Annotated in this window: 22 protein-coding genes; 12 read left to right on the forward strand and 10 right to left on the reverse strand. The window is 69.1% G+C overall.

Annotation, left to right across the window (positions count from 1 at the left end; translation table 11 throughout):
• Positions 1-202: 202 nt before the first annotated feature.
• Complete coding sequence (locus tag MFF40_RS01070; RefSeq protein WP_238259409.1) at positions 203-2,341, reverse strand: heavy metal translocating P-type ATPase; 2,139 nt, start codon at positions 2,339-2,341, stop codon at positions 203-205.
• Positions 2,342-2,406: 65 nt separating this feature from the next.
• Here MFF40_RS01070 and MFF40_RS01075 point away from each other — a divergent pair, with 65 nt between their 5' ends.
• The 11 genes from MFF40_RS01075 to MFF40_RS01125 all read left to right on the forward strand — a co-directional run bounded on the left by MFF40_RS01075 (position 2,407) and on the right by MFF40_RS01125 (position 12,099).
• The gene (locus tag MFF40_RS01075; protein WP_147750031.1) at positions 2,407-2,829 is read left to right on the forward strand and encodes a MerR family transcriptional regulator; all 423 of its coding nucleotides are present in this window, start codon (positions 2,407-2,409) and stop codon (positions 2,827-2,829) included.
• Between the two features lie 82 nt (positions 2,830-2,911).
• The gene (locus tag MFF40_RS01080) at positions 2,912-3,871 is read left to right on the forward strand and encodes a cation diffusion facilitator family transporter (RefSeq protein WP_238259410.1); all 960 of its coding nucleotides are present in this window, start codon (positions 2,912-2,914) and stop codon (positions 3,869-3,871) included.
• Positions 3,872-3,878: 7 nt separating this feature from the next.
• Positions 3,879-4,565 carry a ZIP family metal transporter gene (locus MFF40_RS01085; protein WP_238259411.1) on the forward strand — a complete coding sequence of 229 codons (687 nt, stop codon included), beginning with the start codon at positions 3,879-3,881 and terminating at the stop codon, positions 4,563-4,565.
• A gap of 355 nt (positions 4,566-4,920) precedes the next feature.
• Positions 4,921-5,160 carry a hypothetical protein gene (locus MFF40_RS01090; RefSeq protein ID WP_238259412.1) on the forward strand — a complete coding sequence of 80 codons (240 nt, stop codon included), beginning with the start codon at positions 4,921-4,923 and terminating at the stop codon, positions 5,158-5,160.
• A 137-nt stretch (positions 5,161-5,297) separates the two neighbouring features.
• Complete coding sequence (locus MFF40_RS01095) at positions 5,298-5,546, forward strand: hypothetical protein (RefSeq protein WP_238259413.1); 249 nt, start codon at positions 5,298-5,300, stop codon at positions 5,544-5,546.
• Positions 5,547-5,611: 65 nt separating this feature from the next.
• Positions 5,612-5,974 carry a hypothetical protein gene (locus MFF40_RS01100; RefSeq protein WP_238259414.1) on the forward strand — a complete coding sequence of 121 codons (363 nt, stop codon included), beginning with the start codon at positions 5,612-5,614 and terminating at the stop codon, positions 5,972-5,974.
• 140 nt (positions 5,975-6,114) lie between these two features.
• Complete coding sequence (locus MFF40_RS01105; protein WP_238259415.1) at positions 6,115-7,521, forward strand: efflux RND transporter periplasmic adaptor subunit; 1,407 nt, start codon at positions 6,115-6,117, stop codon at positions 7,519-7,521.
• Positions 7,522-7,534: 13 nt separating this feature from the next.
• Positions 7,535-10,792 (forward strand): efflux RND transporter permease subunit, encoded by a 3,258-nt coding sequence (locus MFF40_RS01110; RefSeq protein WP_238259416.1) that lies wholly within the window; start codon positions 7,535-7,537, stop codon positions 10,790-10,792.
• A 4-nt stretch (positions 10,793-10,796) separates the two neighbouring features.
• The gene (locus MFF40_RS01115) at positions 10,797-11,351 is read left to right on the forward strand and encodes a threonyl-trna synthetase (protein ID WP_238259417.1); all 555 of its coding nucleotides are present in this window, start codon (positions 10,797-10,799) and stop codon (positions 11,349-11,351) included.
• A gap of 73 nt (positions 11,352-11,424) precedes the next feature.
• Positions 11,425-11,595 (forward strand): hypothetical protein, encoded by a 171-nt coding sequence (locus MFF40_RS01120; protein ID WP_238259418.1) that lies wholly within the window; start codon positions 11,425-11,427, stop codon positions 11,593-11,595.
• 234 nt (positions 11,596-11,829) lie between these two features.
• Complete coding sequence (locus tag MFF40_RS01125) at positions 11,830-12,099, forward strand: hypothetical protein (RefSeq protein WP_238259420.1); 270 nt, start codon at positions 11,830-11,832, stop codon at positions 12,097-12,099.
• 111 nt (positions 12,100-12,210) lie between these two features.
• On the opposite strand, the gene MFF40_RS01130 is transcribed toward MFF40_RS01125, so the two are convergent.
• Positions 12,211-14,589 (reverse strand): heavy metal translocating P-type ATPase, encoded by a 2,379-nt coding sequence (locus tag MFF40_RS01130; RefSeq protein ID WP_283206078.1) that lies wholly within the window; start codon positions 14,587-14,589, stop codon positions 12,211-12,213.
• 77 nt (positions 14,590-14,666) lie between these two features.
• Here MFF40_RS01130 and cueR point away from each other — a divergent pair, with 77 nt between their 5' ends.
• On the forward strand, positions 14,667-15,140 hold the full coding sequence (cueR, locus tag MFF40_RS01135) for a Cu(I)-responsive transcriptional regulator (RefSeq protein ID WP_238259584.1): 474 nt from the start codon (positions 14,667-14,669) through the stop codon (positions 15,138-15,140).
• A 39-nt stretch (positions 15,141-15,179) separates the two neighbouring features.
• On the opposite strand, the gene MFF40_RS01140 is transcribed toward cueR, so the two are convergent.
• The 8 genes from MFF40_RS01140 to MFF40_RS01175 all read right to left on the reverse strand — a co-directional run bounded on the left by MFF40_RS01140 (position 15,180) and on the right by MFF40_RS01175 (position 22,624).
• Entirely contained in the window at positions 15,180-15,362 is a 183-nt protein-coding gene (locus tag MFF40_RS01140; RefSeq protein ID WP_238259422.1) for a hypothetical protein, read from the reverse strand.
• 59 nt (positions 15,363-15,421) lie between these two features.
• Complete coding sequence (locus MFF40_RS01145) at positions 15,422-15,811, reverse strand: DUF305 domain-containing protein (protein ID WP_238259424.1); 390 nt, start codon at positions 15,809-15,811, stop codon at positions 15,422-15,424.
• Positions 15,812-15,852: 41 nt separating this feature from the next.
• Positions 15,853-16,218 (reverse strand): hypothetical protein, encoded by a 366-nt coding sequence (locus MFF40_RS01150; RefSeq protein ID WP_238259427.1) that lies wholly within the window; start codon positions 16,216-16,218, stop codon positions 15,853-15,855.
• A gap of 29 nt (positions 16,219-16,247) precedes the next feature.
• A complete protein-coding gene (locus tag MFF40_RS01155) occupies positions 16,248-19,394 on the reverse strand; it encodes an efflux RND transporter permease subunit (protein ID WP_238259429.1) in 3,147 nt (1,048 codons plus the stop codon).
• 12 nt (positions 19,395-19,406) lie between these two features.
• Positions 19,407-21,131 carry an efflux RND transporter periplasmic adaptor subunit gene (locus MFF40_RS01160; protein WP_238259431.1) on the reverse strand — a complete coding sequence of 575 codons (1,725 nt, stop codon included), beginning with the start codon at positions 21,129-21,131 and terminating at the stop codon, positions 19,407-19,409.
• An 87-nt stretch (positions 21,132-21,218) separates the two neighbouring features.
• The gene (locus MFF40_RS01165; protein WP_238259433.1) at positions 21,219-21,692 is read right to left on the reverse strand and encodes a hypothetical protein; all 474 of its coding nucleotides are present in this window, start codon (positions 21,690-21,692) and stop codon (positions 21,219-21,221) included.
• A 94-nt stretch (positions 21,693-21,786) separates the two neighbouring features.
• Positions 21,787-22,002, reverse strand: a complete 216-nt coding sequence (locus MFF40_RS01170) for a heavy-metal-associated domain-containing protein (protein WP_238259434.1) — start codon at positions 22,000-22,002, stop codon at positions 21,787-21,789.
• A gap of 145 nt (positions 22,003-22,147) precedes the next feature.
• A complete protein-coding gene (locus tag MFF40_RS01175; RefSeq protein WP_238259436.1) occupies positions 22,148-22,624 on the reverse strand; it encodes a DUF411 domain-containing protein in 477 nt (158 codons plus the stop codon).
• Position 22,625: the final 1 nt, after the last annotated feature.

Here is a 22,625-nt window from a genome sequence, read left to right on the forward strand (position 1 = left end):
CCGCTTCCTTCGAAGTCGAGAACGAGTGAAGGCGGCGCCCCCTTTCGGAGACCCGCCTTCTGGATTTGTCCACGGGAGGGGTCAAAGGTAGATCGACGACGATCTCCAGAAACTAGTCCGCAGCCCACGGAGCGAAGTCTACCGAATGAAGCCGACGGCTTCAAGCTTCGCACGTCCCACGCCGCGCCAAAGCGCCATTCGCCTAACGAAGCCGCATGCCAAGCAGCCGCAGCGCATTGCCCGTGACGAGCACCGTGGCTCCGGTGTCAGCCAGGATGGCCGGCCACAGACCGGTGATGCCGGCGACGGTGGTGACCAGGAACACGAGCTTCAGTCCGAGCGCGATGGCAATGTTCGCGCGGATGTTCGCCAGCGTCCGGCGGGATAGCTCGACCATCCGCGCCACGTCGGCGACGCGCCCGTGCAGCACCGCGGCATCGGCCGTCTCCAGCGCGACGTCGGTGCCGCCACCCATCGCGATGCCGACATCGGCGGCCGCGAGCGCCGGGGCGTCGTTGATGCCGTCCCCGACCTTCGCCACGACCGCACCCCCGGCCTGGAGCTCGCGCACGATCCGCTGCTTATCCTCCGGCAGGAGCTCGGCCCGTGCCTCGATGCCGAGCGTTCCCGCCACAGACCGGGCGGTGCGGGCGTTGTCGCCGGTCAGCATGACCGCCCCGATGCCCTCCGCCGCGAGACGGTCGATTCCGGCCTTGGCGTCGGACCGGGGCTCGTCGCGCATGCCCAACAGCCCGACCAACGCCCCGTTCGCCAGCAGGGCGGCGACCGTCTTGCCCTCGCCCTGCAGGGTGGAGATCCGCGCCTCCTGCTCCGCCTTGAGCGTCACGCGCGCTGCCGCCTCCCGCGGCGATCCGAGGAACAGGTCGAGGCCGCCGACATTGCCGGTGATCCCCTTGCCGCCGAGCGCCTTCGACCCGAATGCCGGAGGCGTCGGTGCGCCGGCTTCCGCCGCCTTGGCCAGGACCGCCTTGGCGAGCGGATGCGAGGAGCCCGCCTCCAGCGCGGCGGCCAGGGAGAGGACCTCCCGTTCGGACCGGCCGAACGCCAGGACGTCGGTGACCACGGGCTTGCCCTCGGTCAGGGTGCCGGTCTTGTCGAAGGCCACCATGGTCACGGCGGCGAGCCGTTCCAGCACGGCGCCGCCCTTGATGAGCAGGCCCCGCCGGGCGCCTGCCGAGAGCCCCGCCGCGATGGCGGCCGGCGTCGAGATGACCAGGGCGCAGGGGCACCCGATCAGCAGGATGGCGAGCCCCTTGTAGACCCAGCCGTCCCACGAGCCCCCGAACAGCAGCGGTGGCAGGATCGCGACGAGGGCGGCCACCGCGACCACGGCCGGGGTGTAGATGCGGGAGAAGCGGTCTATCATGCGCTCGGTCGGGGCCTTGGCCTCCTGGGCCTCCTCCACCAGCCGCACGACCCGGGCGATGGTGTTGTCCCGCGCCGCCGCGGTCACCCGCACCCGAAGCGCGCCGTCCCCGTTCACGGTCCCGGCGAACACCGCATCGCCCGGTGCCTTGCGCCGCGGCACGCTCTCGCCGGTGACCGGCGCCTCGTCCACCGCGCTCTCCCCGTCGAGGACGGTTCCGTCCGCCGGGACCCGGTCACCCGGCCTCACCAGGACGGTCGCCCCGAGCCGCAGGCTCGCCGCGGGCACCCGCTCCATCGATCCGTCGCCCTCCAGCAGGGCCGTGTCCGGCACCAGGCCGGTGAGGCCGCGGATGCTCGCCCTGGCCCGGCCAGCGGCCACCCCTTCCAGCACCTCGCCGACCAGGAACAGGAAGACGACCGTGGCCGCCTCCTCGGTCGCCCCGATGGCGGTCGCGCCGATGGCGGCCACGGACATCAGGGTCTCGATGGAGAACGGCGTCCCGTGCCGGGCGGCCGCGACGGCACGTCGAGCAATCGGTACCAGGCCGACCGCCATGGCCGCCAGGAAAGCCCAGCGCTCCGTTGCCGGCGCGGCTTGGCCGACCGCGTAAGCCAGCACCAGGGCCGCCGCGCAGGCGAACGCCAGCAGCGCCTTCGGAGACCGCCACCAGACCGGCTCAGGTCGTTCGGCATCCGACACCGTGTCGGCGGAGGGGGCCTCGGCGCCGTAGCCCAGGCTGCGGACCGTCGCCGCGATGGCCCGGGCGTCGGTGGCGGGTCCATGCCGCACCGTCAGCGTCTCGGTCGCCACCGAGACCGAGATGTCCTCGATGCCGGGTAGGCGCCGAACGGCGTTCTCGACCTTGGCGGCGCACGAGGCGCAGTCCATCCCGGTCACGCGCAGGCGCGTCGGGGGGCTCTCGGTTCGGTCCGGGGTCGCAGCGTCGCTCATGGCGGGTGCCTTCCGCATCTCTCGAAGGCACCTTACTTCCTCCAGCGACTAGAGGAGCAAGCGGAATGAAGCCCATCGCCATCGGGGAGTTGTCGCGGCGCGCCGCGGTGAAGGTCCCCACGATCCGGTTCTACGAGGAACGCGGATTGCTGCCGACGCCGGTGCGTACGGAAGGCAATCGCCGCACCTACGGAGAGGGCGACGTCCGGACGCTGCGGTTCATCCGGCACGCCCGCGAACTCGGCTTCGAGATCGCGGATATCCGAACCCTTCTCGACCTGGCCGGACATCCCGATCGGCCTTGCGGGGAGGCGGACGCCATCGCCCGGAAACACCTCGCCGACATCGACGACCGGATCGCCCGGCTTACCGGCCTCAGGCGGGAGATGCAGGCCATGGTCGAGCAGTGCTCGGGCGGCGACGTCGGGGAATGCCGCATCATCGAGGTGCTGGCCGACCACGGCGAGTGTCTCAGCGACCGGCACTGACCGAGGCCGAAACGCGGGCTTGCTCCTCTAGTGGGTAGAGGAGTTAGGCATCGATGCTTGCACCCTCAGACCGGAAGCCGAGATGACGGAACGCCACGACCACGCCGGACACGACCATTCCGAAGCCCACGCCGGGCACGCCCACGGCCCCGGACACAGCCACGCCCCGGCGAGCTTCGGGAAGGCGTTCGCCATCGGCATCGCCCTCAACGTCGGATTCGTCGTCGTCGAGGCCACCTACGGGGTGCTGGCGAACTCGATGGCCCTGCTGGCCGATGCCGGCCACAACCTTTCCGACGTGCTCGGCCTCGTGGTGGCCTGGGTCGCCATGGTGCTGGCCAAGCGCGCCCCGAGCGCCCGCTACACCTACGGGATGAAGGGCTCGTCGATCCTGGCGGCCCTGTTCAACGCGGTGTTCCTGCTGGTCGCCGTCGGCGCCATCGCCTGGGAGGCGATCCAGCGCTTCGGCGAACCAGCACCCGTCGCCGGCAAGACGGTGATGATCGTGGCCGCGGTCGGCATCCTGGTGAACGGCATCACCGCCTGGCTGTTCGCCTCCGGGGCCAAGGGCGACATCAACATCAAGGGCGCCTTCCTGCACATGGCCGCCGACGCCGCCGTCTCGGCGGGCGTGGTGATCGCCGGCCTCGTGATCCTCTACACCGGGTGGACCTGGCTCGATCCCGTCGTCAGCCTTGCCATCGTTGCGGTCATCGTCTGGAGCACCTGGGGCCTCCTGCGCGACAGCCTCACGCTGTCCCTCGCCGCCGTCCCGCCGGGCATCGATCCGGCCGACGTCCGCGCCCACCTCGAAGGACTGCCGGGCGTCACCGCCCTGCACGACCTCCACGTCTGGGCGATGAGCACCACCGAGACCTGCCTGACCGCCCATCTCCTGATGCCGGGCGGCCGACCCGACGACGCGTTCCTCATGGACGCGGCCGCCGGCATCAGGGAACGGTTCGGCATCGGCCACACCACCCTGCAGGTCGAGACGAGCGCGGACAACGCCTGCGCGCTCGCGCCTGACCACGTCGCCTGAGGCCGTCATGCAAGCCTGGACCTATACCCTGATTCCCGCGGCGGCGGCCGTCATCGGCGCCGCGGTCGCCGTCAACCTTCGACCCGGACCCATCCTGGTCAGCGCCATCCAGCACTTCGCGGCGGGCGTCGTCTTCGCCGCGGCTGCCGGGGAGATCCTACCGGACCTGAAACACACCGGCTCGCCCTGGGCGACGCTGATCGGCGGCGCGCTCGGCGTCGGCGCCATGCTCCTCGTAAAGGCCCTCGGCAAGCGGGCGAAGGGACCCGTCGGACTGATGTCTGTCACCGGCATCGATATCCTGGTCGATGGGCTCGTCCTCGGCATCGCCTTCGCCGCCGGTGCCAAGGCCGGCATCCTGCTGACCGTCGCGCTGACCATCGAGGTCCTGTTCCTCGGCCTGACGGTCGCGACCCAATTCGGGGAAACCGGCGCGTCCAAGAGCAAGGTGGTCGGCCTTACGGCGGGTCTGGTCGTCCTGCTGCCTTTGGGAGCTTTGCTCGGGGGCCCCGTCGCCACCCTATCGGCACCGGTCCAGGCCGGCTTCCTCGCGTTCGGGCTGATCGCGCTGCTGTACCTCGTCACCGAGGAGCTCCTGGTCGAGGCGCACGAGATCGAGGACCGTCCATGGGTGACGGCGATGTTCTTCGGCGGTTTCCTTCTCCTCCTCACGCTAGACCAGGTCATCGCCTGATCGGCTACGCCCCGGCGGCGGATAGCCGGTCTGGTCCCTTCGTGGTGCGGCGTTGCCTCCTCCGTAGCGTAAACCGCCCGCCTCGGCATCGTGACAAGGCGGCCACCCCGTCCGACAGTAGTAACCATTCGTCGTTGGTCGACCCTGCTGGTCGAGAAAGGCGCGAACGCCGTCGGTCGCATGCCTCTGCACAAGTCGTAACGAAGGACTGTCCTGCGTACGGGACGGATGACAAATGGTTTGCCGATGCGTCCCGGCTTAGACTGCTGAATCATCCCGAAATTTCTGGGAATGTCTGGATCGGTTTTCCATGTCGCTACGTTCCTGGCCTGTATTCAACCCAGGGAGATCCGACATGAAAATCAAGTTTGCCGCCATCGCCGCCATCGCCGCGCTGACGCTGGCGCCGGTGGGTGCGTTCGCCCAGCACGTCGATGTCGGCCCGGGTGGTGTCGCGGTCCACGGCGATCATCACGAGGACCGTCACGAGACGGTGGTGCACGAGCATCACCACGACGATCATCCGGTCGTGCATGATCACCACGACGACCATCACGAGACCGAGTCGCGTACGACCGTCATCGAGCGTCACTGAACTTGTTCGGCCCGAGGCCCCTGAACGTGCTTCGCGAGGCCTCGGGCCATCAGGACCAAGATCGATGAACGTCAGTTTCAGGCCCCGTTCAACTCATCGCGCCCATCCTGAGGACACACACCCTTGAGGATTAAGACATGCCGGTTCGCATTCCAGCCTTGGTCGCCGTTAGCCTGATTCTGGCCCCGGCGGCCGCGTCCGCGCAATATTACGGTGGCGACTTTGACCGGCGCGGCGGCGACGTTCACGTCGACAGGTACCACCACGGCGATCACGACGACGTGGTCGTCCACCGTCCCCGCCACGACTATGGCGACCGCGCATTTTACGGCGAGCGCCGCTTTTACGGCGAACGGCATCATCATCACCATCACGACGACGATTGAGGCTCAGGCATCGTCATGGGTCATCCGGCATGTACGGGCGGCCCTGAATCGTTCATAAGGCGACCATGAATACGGGACCTCGGATCAGGGCCTGCGAGACGATGCGCGGCTGGTGGGCGACCACCGTCCGCGTGCTTTCGCTCGTCCTGGTCCTGGCGCTCGTCGTTCCCGGCGCGATCCATTCCGCCGAGGCGCACCGGTCCGTCAGCCACGAATTGTCCGTGTCCGCACCGACGCAGGCGGTCGCTTCCGATCCCGCCGATGCCTGCCCGGCCTGCCATGCCAATTGCGGGTGCCATCAGGCCCTGAACGTAGACGGGACGCCCGTTCTGCCGTCCCGCGGGACCGCGCGCGCCTCCTACGCGACCGTGACCACCGCCATCGGATCGGTCTCGCCCGACCGCCTTCCCAGGCCGCCTCGCGCCTGAGGCGACGTCGTCACGTCCGTGGCGCGTCACGGCCGGCCCCTCGCGGGTCCCGGCCCCTCACCATCGCGATCATTCAGTAAGGACCGTCCCCGGCCGCACGCGCGGCGAGGCGACGTCCGTGGCGGACCCGGCCCATTCCCATGCGTGCATTCCTCTCCGTGGCCTTCCTGGCTATCGGCATCGCCATCGGCGGTGCCTTCCCCCGCGTCTCCGAGGTCGTGCAGGGCGCACTCGCCGCCGCCGGCCTGACGAACGCCCGGGCTGCGCCACCGACCAACGCGGCCATGACCAAGCCGGCGACACCCGCAGCCGACGATGGCCACGGTCATGGCGAGCATGGCCACGAACATGCCGACGCCGAGCCCAAGCCTGCCGACGAGCACAAGCATTCCGAGGGCGAGGCAAAGCCCGAAGCCGGAGGCCACAAGCACGCCGAGGGCGAGGCGCATGGCCACGACGAGGAGGGCGAGGGCAGGATCAAGATGTCCGCCGAGCAGGCCGCGGAGCAGGATATCAAGCTTGCCACGGTCGAGGGCGGCATCCTCTCGCGCCATCTCCTAGTGCCCGGCACCATCGCCCAGGACGCCGACCGGATCGCTCGCGTCCCCGTACGGGTCGTCGGCACCGTGGCCGAGATGCGCAAGCGCCTCGGCGAGGAAGTTTCCAAGGGCGAGGTCGTGGCCGTCCTCGACAGCCGCGAGGTGGCCGAGGCAAAGAGCGACTTCCTCACCGCGACGGTCAAGGCGGACCTGGAGAAGACCAACTTCGACCGGCAGCAGGCCCTTTGGGACAAGCGCATCTCGGCGGAATCGGCCTTCCTGAACGCGAAGGCCGCCTACTCCGAGGCGACCCTACGCGTCGACCTCGCGCGCCAAAAACTCTCGGCTCTGGGGCTGAACGCGGCCGAGGTCGCGACGTCCGCCAAGAAGGACGAGACCACCCCGAACCTTTCGTCGTTGCGCCGCTACGAGCTCAAGGCCCCGCTCTCCGGGCGTGTGGTCGAGCGCAAGGTCGACGTGGGCACCGCCGTCGGCAAGGAAGGCGACCCGGCCGACGTCTACACCGTCGCAGACCTGTCCTCCGTGTGGATCGAGCTCGCCGTCCCGACCACGGAGCTGTCGAAGGTCCGCGAGGGCGCCAAGGTCACCATCGTCGGAGGCGACGACGGCCCCCGCGGCGAGGGCAAGGTCGTCTTCGTCAGCCCGATCCTCAACCCCGAGACGCGCTCGGCCCGGGTCATCGTCGCCCTGCCGAACAAGGACATGGCCTGGCGGCCGGGCACCTTCGTGACAACCGAGGTCGAGATCGCCCGCGACCCGGTGAAGGTGCGGCTGCCGAAGTCCGCCATCCAGACCATCGGCGACGAGAAGGTGGCTTTCGTACGCACCCAGGAGGGCTTCGAACGCCGGGACGTGACCATCGGCAAGGCCGACGACGACGCCTTCGAGATCCTCACCGGTTTGAAGCCTGGCGACGAGGTCGCTGTCGCCAACTCCTTCGTCCTGAAGGCCGAGCTCGGCAAGGCCGAAGCCGACCACGACCACTGAGCGGGGACCGGCCATGATCTCGAAGATCCTCGACTTCTCCGTCCACCAGCGTTGGCTCGTGGTGCTCCTGTCGCTGCTGGCGGCCGGTTTCGGCGTGTTCTCGCTGACGAAGCTGCCCATCGACGCGGTGCCGGACATCACCAACAACCAGGTGCAGATCAACACGACCGCGCCGTCGCTCTCGCCGGTCGATATCGAGAAGCAGGTGACCTACCCGGTCGAGACCGCGCTCGCCGGCATCAAGGGGCTGGAATACACCCGCTCGCTGTCGCGAAACGGCTTCTCCCAGGTCACCGCGGTCTTCTCGGAGGCCACGAACGTTTACTTCGCCCGCCAGCAGGTCGCCGAGCGCATCGGCGAGGCGAAGTCGACCCTGCCGCCGGGGGCCGAGCCGCACATGGGCCCGATCTCCACGGGCCTGGGCGAGATCTACATGTGGTCGATCCACTACGCCAAGCCGGAGGAGCGCAAGGTCTCCCCGGACGGCAAGGCCGGGTGGCAATCGGACGGGAGCTACCTGACCCCCGAGGGCCAACGACTCGCGACGGAACTCGAACGCACGGCGTACCTGCGCACGGTCCAGGACTGGATCATCCGCCCCCAGGTGAAGACCGTGCCGGGGGTCGCCGGGGTCGACAGCATCGGCGGCTTCGACAAGCAGTACCATGTCCAGCCGGACCCGATGAAGCTCACCTCGCTCGACCTGTCGTTCGCCGACATCGGCCGGGCGCTGGAGGCCAACAACGCCAACCAGGGTGCCCGTTACCTGGAGGACAACGGCGAGGGCTACGTCGTGCGCGCGGCGGGCCGCCTGGAGACCATGGGGGACATCGGGTCCGTGGTCGTGACCACGCGCGGCGGCGTGCCGGTCCGCATCTCGGACATCGCGGAGGTCCGGATCGGTCGCGACCTGCGCACGGGATCGGGAAGCGAGGACGGGCGCGAGGTCGTCATCGGCACCGCCCTGATGCTGATCGGCGAGAACAGCCGGACGGTCTCGGCCGCCGTCGACGCGAGGATGACGGTGATCCGGCGCACGCTTCCCCCCGGCGTCGAGGTCCAGACCGTCCTCAACCGGACCCTGCTGGTCGAGGCCACCATCCGGACCGTGGCCAAGAACCTGGCCGAGGGCGCCGCCCTCGTCATCGTCATCCTGTTCCTGCTGCTGGGCAACATCCGGGCGGCCATCGTCACGGCGCTGGTGATCCCGGTGGCGATGCTGATGACCATGACCGGCATGGTCCAGGGCCGCATCAGCGCCAACCTGATGAGCCTCGGCGCCCTCGACTTCGGCCTCATCGTCGACGGCGCCGTCATCATCACCGAGAACGCCCTGCGCCACCTCGCCGAGAGACAGGGGGAGCTCGGGCGCAAGCTCGACCTGGAGGAGCGCCTCGTCACCGTGCGCGCCTCGGCCGAGGAGATGATCAAGCCGTCCCTGTACGGGCAGGCCATCATCATCCTCGTCTACGTGCCGCTCCTCACCTTCACCGGGGTCGAGGGCAAGATGTTCGAGCCAATGGCGCTCACCGTCATCATCGCCCTCGTCTCGGCCTTCATCCTGTCGCTGACCTTCGTCCCGGCGATGATCGCCATCGTCATCACGGGCAAGGTCACGGAGAAGGACAATTTCATCATCCGCGGGATCAAGGCGGCCTACCGCCCGGTCCTCGGCGCCGCACTGCGCGGCCCGATGACCTTCGTCGCCGTCGCCATGGTGCTGCTCGTCGGCGCCGGGTTCCTGTTCACCAAGCTGGGGCAGGAGTTCATTCCCCAGCTCGACGAGAAGAGCATCGCGCTCAACGCCCAGCGCATCCCGTCGACCTCCCTCACGCAGTCGCAGGCGATGCAGCTGAAGGTCGAGCAGGCGATCAGCAGATTCCCCCAGGTCGCCTACGTTTTCTCGAAGACCGGCACCGCGGAGGTCGCCTCCGACCCGATGCCCCCGAGCTCGTCCGACACCTTCGTCATCCTGAAGCCGCAGGAGGAATGGCCCGATCCGGACCTGTCCAAGGCCGACCTGCAGGAGCAGATCGAGAAGGCTCTCGGGGCGCTCGCCGGCAACGTCTACGAGTTCTCGCAGCCGATCCAATTGCGGTTCAACGAGCTGCTGGCCGGCACCCGCGGCGACCTTGCCGTGAAGGTGTTCGGGGAGGAGTTCGAGCCGATGCTCAAGGCCGCCAACCAAGTTGCCACGATCCTGCGCGGGACCGACGGCGCCGACGACGTCAAGGTCGAGCAGACGGCCGGCCTGCCGTTCCTGGAGATCAAGATCAACAAGGTCGAGGCGGCCCGCCTCGGGCTGAGCACGTCCGCGATCCAGGACGTGATCGGCGCGGCCATCGGCGGCCGCGAGGCCGGCATGGTGTTCGAGGGCGACCGGCGCTTCCCCATCGTCGTGCGCCTGAACGACAAGGTGCGCGAGGACCGCGAGGCCCTGGAGAACATCCCCGTGCCGCTGCCCCCGGGCGTCAACGGACGGGCCTCCTCGGTGCTCCTGAAGCAGGTGGCGAGCTTCTCCGTCACCGAGGGGCCGAACCAGATCTCGCGCGAGAACGGCCGGCGTCGGGTCGTGGTCACCGCCAACGTGCGCGGCCGCGACATCGGCTCGCTGGTGGCGGAGGCCCAGGCCAAGGTCGCATCGGGCGTACAGCTTCCGTCCGGCTACTATGTGACCTGGGGCGGCCAGTTCGAGAACCTGGCCTCGGCCCGGCAGCGCCTGATGGTCGTCGTCCCGGTGTGCTTCTTCCTGATCTTCCTGCTGCTGTTCTCGGCCCTGAACTCGGCGCGCGACGCCCTGCTGGTTTTCAGTGCGGTCCCGTTGGCGCTCACCGGCGGCATCGCCGCCCTGTGGCTGAGGGGCATGCCGTTCTCGGTACCCGCGGCGGTGGGGTTCATCGCCTTGTCGGGGGTGGCGGTCCTCAACGGACTCGTGATGCTGACCTACATCAAGCAGCTGATCGCGGAAGGGAAGCCGCGCCGGGAGGCCATCCTCGAAGGCGCGATGACCCGGCTCCGGCCGGTGGCGATGACCGCGCTCGTGGCGTCCCTAGGGTTCGTGCCGATGGCCCTGGCGACGGAGACCGGGGCGGAGATCCAGCGGCCCCTCGCGACCGTGGTGATCGGCGGGCTCATCTCGGCGACGCTGCTGACGCTGGTCGTGCTGCCGGCGCTGTACGCCCGCTTCGCCGGTGCCGTCGTCCCCGCCAGGGCCAAGGCGGCGGATACCGGGGCCGGCCCCCATCCCGTCGTTCCCCAGGCCGCGGAGTAGGTCGATGGCGCGCCGATGGGTCTTCCCGACCGCGCTCGTCCTGGCGGCCCTGGCCGGGGCGGCGCACGCGGCCGAGCGACCCGTCGGCGAGGGGCCGTTCGGACTGGCATGGGGTCCGGTGGACCGGATCGATACCCCTTCGATGGTCGACCGCGAGGCCAACCTGACCGGCCTGTACTACCTCCACGACCGACCGCTCGCCTCGGGTCCCGACACGGTCGAGGTGGTGCTGGTGGTCTGCCGTGAGGAGGGCCTGCAGCAGGTCGTCTGGGTCGGGCGGCCCTTGGATGACGCGGCCCATGCCACCGCGCGTGACGCCGTCCGTCGCGAAGGGGTTCTCCGCTACGGCGAGCCACGGCCGGGACGCGTTCCCGGATCGCTCGAATGGCCTTCGGGACGAACCGTCCTGGCAACGCGCACGATGCCCGACGGCACCTCGGAGCTCGTGATGTCGGCCTCCGGCCCGGACTACGCGGCCTGCTCGGAAAGCCACCGCGCCGCCACCGGCCATCCCGCCGAGGCCCATGTGGCCGACCTGCTCGGGTCCGGCGTGCCTTGAGCCTGCCGACGCGACCCCGGCCTGAATGCCTGGCCGACCACCGCGGGATCCGTCGTCATCGGTTGCCGCGGCGGTGACGGGCAAGAAGCTCGGCCGCCGGATGGAGTCGTGGGGCGGCGGGGGCGGAGGACGGCGCAAGGTCCGGCCGCACGTACGCAAGGCCGCCACGCGGGCGTTCCTGACGGCCACGATCCTGATCGCCGGGGTCCTGGCGCTGTTCGGCTGGCTCGCATCGATGCCGTGACGGGTCCGACCGCGGATCGCCGGGACCGTCCGCCACTCCCCGGCCGGCCAGGATGACGGGGATCGCATCGCCGCGGGGCGTGCCGCCGGCCCGGGCGGTGGCGAACGTGCATTCCGTTAGGCACGTCGCGTGGAGAAGAACGTACCCCGCGGAACGGTCGTGGAAGCGGAGCCGTTCCCAAGGCTCGGGTGCCGTCGGTTTCGACGCATCGCCGACAACGATTTGAGGAAGCCCATGAGAAAGTCCCTGTTCGCCGCCGCCATCCTGGCAACCCTGGGCGCCGCATCGGTCGCACCGGCCTCGGCCGCCCCCGGCATGATCGGCGCCGTCGACGCCCCGACCGCCGTGACCGAGGTCCGGATGGACGGCATGCACGGCCATCGCATGATGGGCCACGGCCACCACCGCGGCCACCGCATGATGCGCCACGGGCATGGTCACCGCATGATGGGTCACGGCCATCGCCGCGGCCACATGATGGGCCATCGCGGTCACCGCATGTAGCATTCCGCCAATCCGGGTCCCGACGACCCGGCGCCGACCGGCAGGCCGAGGTGGAGCGCGACAAAGCGTTCAGCCTCGGCCATCCGGATGCGGACTTGGAAACGGCATTTCCTAAAGGCGCATCGCACGCAGTCGCAACGCATTCCCGATCACGCTTACTGACGAGAGCGACATCGCCGCCGCCGCGATGATGGGCGACAGCAGCAGGCCGAAGGTCGGGTAGAGCACCCCGGCCGCAATCGGAATGCCGGCGGCGTTGTAGGCGAAGGCGAAGAACAGGTTCTGCCGGATGTTGCCCATCACGGCACGGGACAACCTCCGGGCCCGCACGATCCCCACGAGGTCCCCCTTGAGCAGGGTGATGCCGGCGCTCTCGATCGCGACGTCCGTCCCTGTCCCCATGGCGATGCCGACATCCGCCGAGGCCAACGCCGGCGCGTCGTTGACCCCGTCCCCCGCCATGGCCACGACCCGACCCGCCGCCTTGTGGCGTTCGACCACCGCCGCCTTCCGGTCGGGCAGGACGTCGGCCTCGACTTCGTCGATCCCGAGCTGCCGGGCGACGGCCTCGGCGGTGGTGCGGTTGTCGCCGGTCAGCATGACGACGCGGATGCCCTCTTCCTTCAGGCCGGCCAGGGCCTCGGCGGTCGTGGCCTTGACCGGGTCCGCGATGGCGATGACGCCGGCCACCTGCCCGTCGATGGCGGCATAGATCGCGGTGGCCCCGTCCCGGCGCAGCCCGTCCGCTACCGCGTCGAGGTTTGTCGTCGCGACGTTCTCCCCGGCGAGGAAGTTCGCGTTGCCGAGGAGGATGCGGCGCCCCTCGACCGTACCGAGGGCGCCCTTGCCGGTGGGCGAGTCGAACTCCGACACCGCCGGAATCGTGATCTTCCGTTTTTCCGCCGCCGCCACGATGGCGACCGCCAGCGGATGCTCGCTCGACCGCTCCACGCCGGCCGACAGCCGCAGGATCTCCTCCTCCGAAAAACCCTCCGCCGGGACGATCCTGATCACCGTCGGCTTGCCCTCGGTGAGGGTGCCGGTCTTGTCCACGACCAGGGTCGTGACTTTCTCCATCCGCTCCAGCGCCTCGGCGCTCTTGATCAGGACGCCGACCCCGGCCCCGCGACCGACGCCGACCATGATCGACATCGGGGTGGCCAGCCCCAGGGCGCAGGGACAGGCGATGATGAGGACCGCGACCGCGGCCACCAACGCGTAGGTGAATTGGGGCTCCGGCCCGAAAACCATCCAGGCGGCGAAGGCGAGCACCGCAACCCCGATGACCACGGGGACGAACCACCCCGCGACCTTGTCGGCGAGGCGCTGGATCGGGGCGCGGCTTCGCTGGGCTTCGGCCACCATCTGGACGATGCGGGCCAGCATGGTGTCGCGTCCGACCTTGCGGGCCTCGATCACGAGCGCCCCGGACTGGTTGATGCTGCCGCCGACGACGGTCGCGCCGGCCTCCTTGGTCACCGGCATGGACTCACCGGTGATCAGCGACTCGTCGACGGAACTCCGCCCATCGACCACGGTCCCGTCGACCGGCACCTTCTCGCCGGGACGGACGCGTAGGCGGTCGCCGACCGCAATGTCCTCAAGCCGAACCTCGTCGTCCGTCCCGTCCGCGTGAAGCCGGCGCGCAGTCTTCGGCGCCAGGTCGAGGAGGGCCCGTAGCGCGCCTCCGGTGCTCTCGCGCGCCCGAAGCTCCAGCACCTGTCCGAGGAGGACGAGCACCGTGATGACGGCGGCGGCCTCGAAGTAGGCGGGCACTGCCCCGCCATGCCCACGAAGGGCCTCCGGAAAGAGGCTCGGCGCGAAGGTGGCCACCACCGAGTAGGCCCAGGCCACGCCCGTGCCGATGGCGATCAAGGTGAACATGTTGAGCGAGCGCAGGGCCACCGACTGGTAGCCGCGCACGAAGAACGGCCAGCCGGCCCAGAGCACCACGGGCGTGGCCAGGGCGAACTGGAACCAGTTGGAGTTCTGCTGACCGATCCGCTCGGTCAGGCCCATGAGGTGTCCGCCCATCTCCAGCACGAACACCGGCAGCGTCAGGACCAGCCCGACCCAGAACCGCCGTGTCATGTCGGCGAGCTCCTCGTTGGGGCCGTCGTCCAGGCTCACGGTCGCCGGCTCCAGGGCCATGCCGCAGATCGGGCAGGATCCGGGACCGACCTGACGGATCTGGGGATGCATCGGGCAGGTGTAGGTCGCACCCTCGGGCACGGGCTCGGCCGACGCCGCCGCGACCGCCGGATCAAGGTAGCGGACGGGGTCCGCCTCGAATTTCGTCCGGCAGCCGTTCGAGCAGAAATAGAAGGGATGCCCGCCTTGCTCGACACGATGCTTCGAAGTGTGCGGGTCCACCGTCATCCCGCAGACCGGGTCCTTGACCGTATCTGCGCCGGGGGGCGGCCCGGCGTGGTGGCCGTGCGTGTGCCCGGCATGCTCGCCATGGTCGTTCGCTGCGGTACCGTGGATCATGATCCCGTTCCCTTCCGTCTGTGTTGCCTATCGGTGTACGGCTTCCCATCATGGGAAGGTCAACGATGGGGATGGCCATGAACATCGGGCAGGCGGCGAACGCGTCGGGCGTCTCGGCCAAGATGATCCGGCACTACGAGAGCATCGGCCTGGTGCCCCGTGCCGACCGCCAGGACAGCGGCTACCGCGATTACGGCCCGGAGGACGTCCACCGGCTCGGCTTCGTCCGGCGGGCGCGGGACCTTGGGTTCTCCCTGGAACGCATCCGGGTGCTCCTGGGATTGTGGGGCGACCCCGGCCGCAGTAGCGCCGAGGTGAAGGCCCTCGCGTTGACCCACATCAAGGAGCTTGAAGGAAAGGCCCGCCACCTCCAGGAGATGGCGGACGTCCTGCGTGGCCTCGCCGTCGCCTGCGACGGGGACGGGCGGCCGGACTGCCCGATCATCGCCGGCCTGGAGACCGGCGCGTCCGTCCCGGCCTGCCATCCGGGCGAGCCCAAGGGAGCACCCGAACCACCGGCGCCGCGCAAGCGGTCGCGTTCCCGGCGTTGAGGCGGCCTGTTCGGCCGCCCCGACGCCAGGCGTGCCGCATCACATCGACATCTTCTTGCCCATGCCCTCGCAACAGCAGCCCTTCTTGCCGCTCTTCATCGACATCGAGGCCATCGGCTTGGCGCACATCCCCTTGGCGCCCTTGCCGCAACACCCGGCCGCCATGGCCTGTGTGAGCGAGAGGGCGAGGAGGGCGGCGGTGGTGATCACGAGACGCTTCATGTTCGTTCTCCTTGGGTGGTTCGGTTTCCGCGCGGAATTCCGGGATGGTGGGTAACCGCCTACTTGGCGTTCTTCTTCAGCCATGCCTCCATCTCGCCGACCTCCCGCTCCTGGTCGTCGATGATCTTCTGGGCCATCTCCTTGGTGACCGGATCCTTGGCGTGCTTCAGCGCCACCTTCGCCATGGCCACCGCGCCCTTGTGATGGGGGATCATGTGGGTGCGGAAGTCGACGTCCGGGTTGCCGGTGTAGGCCACGTCCATGTTCTTCATCATGGCCATGTCGGCCGCCTTGAACTCCTTGGTCGAGGCGTCGTCCTGCGGGTCGGGCTTCATCGAGCCCATGTCCTTGTCCGACATCGAGCCGTGATCGTGCGTGCCCTGCGCGAGGGCGCCTCCGGCCAGGCCGAGGGACAGGAGCGCGGCGAGAACGGTCTTGGGATACGTCATGTCTGTCTTGCCTCTTGATGCACGGTCCGGGATGGAGCCGCTCAGTTGAACTTGCCGCTGGCGGTTGAGCCATCGGGGGCGATCAGCTGGACCGCGCCCTTGGGCCTGGCGGTCAGCGGAACCTCGGAGGTGCCTGTCAGGCGGGCGCCGTCGGCCGGGGCCAGGGCGACCCGTGCGGGCTTGCCGCCGACCACCAGGATCGCGGTGCCCTTGAACCCGGTGGGGGGAATGGGTTTCTCGTCGCCGTCTAGGATGTAGACGTCCACGGTCCGGTCCTTGGCGACGAGCTCGACGTGGAACTTGCCGGCATCCGTGACGCGGCCGCCGTTCCTGCCGTCGGTCTCGTGGGCGCACACCGGAAGGACGAGCAGGACGCTCGCCGCCAACGAAATTCTCCAGGGAATCATCGGTTTTCTCCGTTTTCGGGATTGGGGGCTCAGAACGCCTCGACCGGACGTGGCTTGGCGCCGTCGGGACGGGGCGTATCGTGGATCTCGTCTTGCGCGGCGCGCAGGCGCTCCAACGGCTTGGCGCCGAAGCGGAGAAACAGGACCGGCGTCAGCACCGTGTCGAGCAGGGTGGCGCTGATGAGCCCGCCGAAGATCGTCACCGCGACCGGGTGCAGGATCTCCTTGCCCGGGGTCGCGGCGTCGTAGAGCAGCGGCACCAGGGCGACGCCGGCCGAGAGCGCCGTCATCAGAACCGGGGTCAGCCGTTCCAGGCTGCCCCGCACCACGAGGTCGCGCCCGAACGGCATGCCCTCGTGCAGCGACAGGTTCAGGTAGTGGCTGATCTTCAGGATGCCGTTGCGGGCGCTGATGCCGGTCAGCGTGATGAAGCCGATCATCGACGCCACCGAGAGCGGCTGGCCTACCAGCCACAGGGCGATCACGCTCCCGATGAGGGCGAGCGGGACGTTGCCCATGATGATGAGCGCCAGCACGGCCGAGCGGTAGCGGCTGTAGAGGATGGCGAAGACCAGGGCGAGGGAGAGACCGGACAGCGCCGCGATTGTCCGGCTCGCCTCCTCCTGCGCCTGGAAGGTCCCCTCCAGGCTGGCGAAGAAGCCGGGCGGGAGCTTGGCCTCCGTCACCTGCTGCCGGATGGCCGCCACGATGGTGGCCATGTCGCTCTGCCCGTTGGTGTTGGCCTGCACCACCAGCCGCCGCCGGCTGTTCTCCCGCAGGATCTGGTTCGGTCCGTCGGTCTCGCGGATGTCGGCGACCTGGCGGGCCGGCACCCATCCCGAGGGCGTCTCGATCAGCAGGTCCTTCAGCCCCTGCGTCGTGCGTTGGCGCTCGGGCAGGCGCAGGACGACGTCGAAGCGCTTGTACCCGTCTGCCACCGTCGAGACGACGCGACCGTTGGAGAGGCGGCTGAGCTGCTCGACGACGGCCGCGGGCTGGACCCCGTAGAGCGCGGCGCGGGTGTAGTCGACCCGGATCTCAAGCTGCGGGATTCGGACCTGCCTCTCGACCTGGAGGTCGGCGAGCCCGGGTATCCTGGCCATGCGATCCCGCAGGTCGTTGGCCACGCTGCGCAGCGCGTCGAGGTCCTCGCCGAAGATCTTCAGGGCGAGCTCGGCTCGGACGCCCGACAGCATGTGGTCGAGGCGATGCGAGATCGGCTGGCCGACGTTGACCGACAGGGGCAGCGCCGAGAGGCGGCGCCGGATGTCGGCGACGACCGCGTCCTTGCCCCTCCCGGTGCCCTTGAGCTCGACCTCGATCTCCGAGGAGTGGACGCCCTCGGCGTGCTCGTCGAGCTCGGCCCGGCCGGTGCGGCGCCCGACCGACGCGACCTCCGGGATCTGCAGCAGCAGCTTTTCGGCGATCAGGCCGACCCGGTTGCTCTCGGACAGCGAGATGCCCGGGTTGAAGGTCGTGTTGACGGTGAAGGAGCCCTCGTTGAAGGGCGGCAGGAAGGCCCGCGGCAGGTTCCAGGCGGCGATGCCGGCCACGATCACGGCCACGGCGACGGTGCCGACCAGTAGGTTCTGGTGCCGGAATGCGACCCCGAGGAGCCGGGCGTTGCCGCGCTTGAGCCAGCGCAGCAGGGCGCTGTCGTGCTCGGATAGGTTCTTGAGCCCGGGCAGCAGGTAGTAGGCCAGCACCGGCGTCAGCGTGACCGAGACCACGAGGCTCGCCAGGATCGAGATGATGTAGGCCTGTCCCAGGGGGGCGAAGAGGCGCCCCTCGATGCCCGAGAGCGCGAACAGCGGCACGAACACCAGGACGATGATCATCGTCGCGTAGACGATGCCCGAGCGCACCTCCGACGAGGCCGAGACCACGACGTCGAAGGTGGACTTGGGCGAACCGGCCGCCCTGTTCTCGCCGAGCCTTCGAAAGATGTTCTCGACGTCGACCACGGCGTCGTCGACGAGCTCGCCGATGGCAATGGCGAGACCGCCGAGGGTCATCGTGTTGATCGACAGCCCGGCGAGGTGAAAGGCGACCGCGGTCGCGAGGATCGAGACCGGGATGGCGGTCAACGAGATCACCGTGGTGCGCACGTTCAGCAGGAACGCGAACAGCACGATGGCCACCACCACGATGGCCTCCAGGAGGACCCGCTCGACGTTGGCGATGGAGGTCTCGATGAAGTTCGCCTGGCGAAAGAGGACCTGGTCGGCCTTGATCCCGTTCGGCAGCGTCGCGGTGACCTCCTTCAGGGCGACCTCGATCTCGCGGGTGAGTTGGACCGTATCGACGTCGGGCTGCTTCTCGATGGAGACGATGACCCCGGGCTTGCCCATGAAGCCGCCGTCGCCGCGCTTGACCTTGGGGGCGAAGGAGACGTCCGCAACCTGGCGGAGGTAGACCGGTGCGTCGCCGACGTTGGCGACCACGACGCTACGCAAATCGTCGAGGCTCATGGTCCGGCCGATGTTCCGGATGAGGTACTCGCGGGAATACTGGTCGGTGAACCCGCCGCCGGCGTTGGTGCCGAACTGGGCCAGCGACCCTTCCATCTGGGCGTTGGTCACGCCGAGCGCGCGCATCGCCGCCACGTTCGGGCTGACCCGGAACTGCCGGACCTCGCCGCCGATGGGGATGACCTGGGCGACGCCCGGGATGGTGAGCAGGCGCGGCCGCAGGATGAAGTCGGCGGCCTCGCGGGTCTCCATCGGGGTGGCGGTGTCGCTGGTCACGGCGACCAGCAGGATCTGGCCCATGATCGACGAGATCGGCCCCATCTGCGGGGTGACGTTCGGCGGCAGCTGGTCACGGACCAGGGTCAGGCGCTCGGCGATCTGCTGCCTGTTCCGATAGATGTCGGTGCCCCAGTCGAACTCGACGTAGACGATGGACAGGCCGACGCCGGAGACCGAGCGCACCCGGCTGACGCCCGGGAGCCCGTTCATCCGGGTCTCGATGGGGTAGGTCACGAGCTGCTCGACCTCGGGCGGGGCGAGCCCCTCTGCCTCGGTCATGATGGTGACCGTCGGCTTGTTGAGGTCGGGGAAGACGTCGACCGGGAGCTTGGTCGCGGTGAAGGCACCGTACAGGATCAGGACGGCGGCCACCGCGAGGACGATCAGGCGATTGCGCAGGGACTGCGTGACGAGGAAGTTGAACATGGCCGTGCCTCCTCACCGGACCTGATCGAGGAGCTCGGCGCCCTCGGTGACGATGCGCTTGCCGGCACCGACTCCCTCGGCGACGAGCACGTTGGTTCCGTCGAGGGGCTCGACCCGGACCTGGCGCGCCTCGAAGCGTTCGGCGGCGACGTGCTCGTAGACGATGGCCTGCCCGTTGCCGGACCGGACGACCGCCGCGCGCGGCAGCGCAAGGCCGGACTGCTCGGCGTCGGTGCCTGCGAGCACGGTGAGGAACTGCCCGACCCGCAGGCCGGATGTGTCGCCCTTGACCGCGAACTGGACCGGGATGGCCTGGTTGCGGTCGGCGAGGCCGGCGCCCTGGTAGACGAGGGACAGGGTGCGCCCGTCGGCGAAGCGCGCGGTGGCGTTCCCCGCTGGGGTCAGGGCGTCGAAGCTCAACGCCTCGACCCAGAGGCGGGTCGGATCGACGATCTGGAAGACCATCGCCCCGGCGGTCGCCATCTGGCCGGCCACGGCGGAAGCCTGGGCGATCAACCCGTCGACCGGGGCCACCAGGGCCTCCGGTTGCGCACGGATCTTGTCGAGGGCGGCGCGGCGGTCCTGGAGCCCCTTCAATTCGGCCCCGGCATCGTCGAGCTGGGTCTGGGCCACGGCGCCGGTGGTGGCGAGCTTTCGGAAGCGGTCGACCCTGCGCTGGACGATGTCGATCTGTTGGTCGAGCTCGCCCTGGCGCTGGCGCATGTCCGAGACGTCGACGGCCTGGACCGGGGGCGTGACGAAGGCGAGGACATCGCCGCGTTTGACCGTGGTGCCGAGGCGCGGGAACAGGCCCGAGGGCGGCGGCGACAGGCGACCACCGACAGAGGATTGCACGACGCCGCTAGCGTTAGGGTCCGGGATGACCCGACCGGGCAACTCGACCGTCCGATGGAACGTCCCCTTCTCGGTCATCGTCGTGCGCAGGACCAGCAGGCGTTGCGTCGGCTTGGGCACGAACACCGAGCCGTCGGGCAAGCGTTGGGCGAGGTCGGACGAAGGCTGGGCCGGATCGATCAGCGCGGAGCCCTGGACCGGGGCGCCGTGATCCTCGTCGCCATGGGCGAACGCGGCTCCGCCCAGCACCAATGTCACGACGACGACGGCGACTACGGCGACGGCCGGGAGGCTGCGCCGGCCGCGCATGGCAACCATGAGGAGCATGCCGAGCAGAAAGGCACCGCCCGCGACCAGCATCAGGACAGGGTCCTTGGCGGCGAGGCGGCCCTTCAGGTCGCTGACGGCATCGGACGCCCGCGCCATCGCCGAGGGCGCCGCGGAGGACGTTGCGGGCGTCGATGGCTTCGCGTCCGGAACGATCACGGAGACGGTCAGCACATCGACGATGTCGCCGGCCGTCACGGTGACCAATAGGTCGTGCGACCCGGGCTTGGTCATCCAGGGCGCGGGCAGGACGTAGGCGGCCTTGTCCGTCTCCTTGGCCGTCCTTTGGCCCTCGGGCGTCTCGACCTCGACGACGGCGCCCTTGATCGGTTCGTTCGTGCGAAACCGGTCGAGGTAGAACGTGACCGTCCCGTCCTGCGGGATGGCGGTCAGTTCGAGCGCGTCCGAGGCGGCCTCGCCGCGTGGCGCGATGGACTTGGAGACAGGGGGTGGGGCGGCGCCGTGGTCATGCCCGTCATGGGCATGGGCGAGACCCGCCAGCATGACGGCAGCCAGCACCACCGCGCCGAGGGCGGCGGCAAATCGAGACGACATGGAAGGGCTTCCTCACGTTCGAACACCGGACGCGCGCCTGGGAGCCAGACGGAATCCGAGCGATGCGCGCCTCAGGCGCGCCGTTCGTTACGCGAAGGTTCGTGGGGGCCTGGGCAGGGCCTCGGGGCCGACGCCGGAACGGCCATCGACATCACGTGAGGCCAGCACGACATGCCCAAAGGCGAGCGTCGGCAGGGAAACGGAACCACCCAGGATGCCGGGCACGCAGCAGGACATCGTCCCGCAGCATGTGCCCTTGCACGGTCCGGGGCAGCATCCCCTGCCTTGCTCGTCGGACTGGATCGATCCGACGGCGGCGGAACCCGCGAGGGTCCCGGGAGTGGCCGCCGGAATGATCGCCGACGCGACCTTCGACACCGCCACCGGTGCCGACACCGCTTGGACGACCGGCGGCACAGGCGCGCGTTCAGACACGGCCGCTTCATGGTGACCATGGTGGGCATGGCCCTCATGAGCCTGCACGGCAGACGGCAAGACGTAGGCGATGATCATCACGATCATCGCCGCCATCAGGCGCGCAAGTTGCCGGTCGAAGTTCATGAAACTTGGGTACACCAAATTCGAGACGTGAGGAACGCTCTGTTCGACGAAAGCAATCCTCGAACCGGGTATTCGGTTGCAGGGTTTTCGCGGTCTAGGCCGCGAGGGGCAGGGTATCCGCGCCGTACCCGGCAGCCCGGACCGCATCGACGAAGCGTCCCGCCGGGATCCCGGCGGGGCTCGTGACGCTGACCGTGCCCTCGGCGAGGTCGACCGCGACCGTGGCATCGGCATCCACGCCGTGGATCGCGCGGGTGACCGACTTGGCGCATCCGCCGCAATTCATTTTGGTGACCTTGATCTCGAACATGACGGCTCTCCCGTGGGTGATGTCAGGCAGAGATGGGGCTTCCTATGATAGGAAGGTCAAGGTCACCGCCAGGACTTTCGCAATCGTCAGTTCTATTTTCTTGAACGCGGGCATGGCACGCGGATGGTGAGAGCCTCGGCGAATTTCAGGTCACCACGCCGCCTCGATACCGCGCGAAAACGGTCCGGGCTTCCGGCCCGAACAGGACGACGTCGTAGGTATCGCGCTCCATGCCCTCGACTTCCATGCCCGGGGAACCTGCGGGCATACCAGGAACGGCCAGCCCCGTACCCTGGGGCTTCTCCACCAGGAGGCGCTTGATCGCCCCGGCCGGAACGTGCCCCTCGACCACGTAACCGCCGACCTGGGCGGTGTGACACGAGGCGAGGTCCCGCGGCACGCCGAGGCGGACCTTGAGCGGGTTCACGGGCCCCTCGGTCACGGACACGGTGAACCCGTTTTCGCGGAGGTGCGCGACCCACTTCTCGCAGCAGCCGCAGGTCGGGTCCTTCGTCACCGCGACCGTTGGCAGGCCCTGCGCCAGGGCATGCCGCCCGAAGGCCACCGATGCCGCCATGCCCAGGACCACGGCGCGCCGGGTCGTCCTCGTCGTGTCGATCATG

Origin of the sequence: Methylobacterium mesophilicum (assembly GCF_022179445.1) — a bacterium.
GTDB classification, from domain to species: domain Bacteria; phylum Pseudomonadota; class Alphaproteobacteria; order Rhizobiales; family Beijerinckiaceae; genus Methylobacterium; species Methylobacterium mesophilicum.

Excerpts from the sequence above, each read along its gene's own strand:
- MFF40_RS01070 (WP_238259409.1), bottom strand. The coding sequence starts at position 2,341 with ATGAGCGACGCTGCGACCCCGGACCGAACCGAGAGCCCCCCGACGCGC.
- MFF40_RS01075 (WP_147750031.1), top strand. The coding sequence starts at position 2,407 with ATGAAGCCCATCGCCATCGGGGAGTTGTCGCGGCGCGCCGCGGTGAAG.
- MFF40_RS01080 (WP_238259410.1), top strand. The coding sequence starts at position 2,912 with ATGACGGAACGCCACGACCACGCCGGACACGACCATTCCGAAGCCCAC.
- MFF40_RS01085 (WP_238259411.1), top strand. The coding sequence starts at position 3,879 with ATGCAAGCCTGGACCTATACCCTGATTCCCGCGGCGGCGGCCGTCATC.
- MFF40_RS01090 (WP_238259412.1), top strand. The coding sequence starts at position 4,921 with ATGAAAATCAAGTTTGCCGCCATCGCCGCCATCGCCGCGCTGACGCTG.
- MFF40_RS01095 (WP_238259413.1), top strand. The coding sequence starts at position 5,298 with ATGCCGGTTCGCATTCCAGCCTTGGTCGCCGTTAGCCTGATTCTGGCC.
- MFF40_RS01100 (WP_238259414.1), top strand. The coding sequence starts at position 5,612 with ATGAATACGGGACCTCGGATCAGGGCCTGCGAGACGATGCGCGGCTGG.
- MFF40_RS01105 (WP_238259415.1), top strand. The coding sequence starts at position 6,115 with ATGCGTGCATTCCTCTCCGTGGCCTTCCTGGCTATCGGCATCGCCATC.
- MFF40_RS01110 (WP_238259416.1), top strand. The coding sequence starts at position 7,535 with ATGATCTCGAAGATCCTCGACTTCTCCGTCCACCAGCGTTGGCTCGTG.
- MFF40_RS01115 (WP_238259417.1), top strand. The coding sequence starts at position 10,797 with ATGGCGCGCCGATGGGTCTTCCCGACCGCGCTCGTCCTGGCGGCCCTG.
- MFF40_RS01125 (WP_238259420.1), top strand. The coding sequence starts at position 11,830 with ATGAGAAAGTCCCTGTTCGCCGCCGCCATCCTGGCAACCCTGGGCGCC.
- MFF40_RS01130 (WP_283206078.1), bottom strand. The coding sequence starts at position 14,589 with ATGATCCACGGTACCGCAGCGAACGACCATGGCGAGCATGCCGGGCAC.
- cueR (WP_238259584.1), top strand. The coding sequence starts at position 14,667 with ATGAACATCGGGCAGGCGGCGAACGCGTCGGGCGTCTCGGCCAAGATG.
- MFF40_RS01140 (WP_238259422.1), bottom strand. The coding sequence starts at position 15,362 with ATGAAGCGTCTCGTGATCACCACCGCCGCCCTCCTCGCCCTCTCGCTC.
- MFF40_RS01145 (WP_238259424.1), bottom strand. The coding sequence starts at position 15,811 with ATGACGTATCCCAAGACCGTTCTCGCCGCGCTCCTGTCCCTCGGCCTG.
- MFF40_RS01150 (WP_238259427.1), bottom strand. The coding sequence starts at position 16,218 with ATGATTCCCTGGAGAATTTCGTTGGCGGCGAGCGTCCTGCTCGTCCTT.
- MFF40_RS01155 (WP_238259429.1), bottom strand. The coding sequence starts at position 19,394 with ATGTTCAACTTCCTCGTCACGCAGTCCCTGCGCAATCGCCTGATCGTC.
- MFF40_RS01160 (WP_238259431.1), bottom strand. The coding sequence starts at position 21,131 with ATGTCGTCTCGATTTGCCGCCGCCCTCGGCGCGGTGGTGCTGGCTGCC.
- MFF40_RS01165 (WP_238259433.1), bottom strand. The coding sequence starts at position 21,692 with ATGAACTTCGACCGGCAACTTGCGCGCCTGATGGCGGCGATGATCGTG.
- MFF40_RS01170 (WP_238259434.1), bottom strand. The coding sequence starts at position 22,002 with ATGTTCGAGATCAAGGTCACCAAAATGAATTGCGGCGGATGCGCCAAG.
- MFF40_RS01175 (WP_238259436.1), bottom strand. The coding sequence starts at position 22,624 with ATGATCGACACGACGAGGACGACCCGGCGCGCCGTGGTCCTGGGCATG.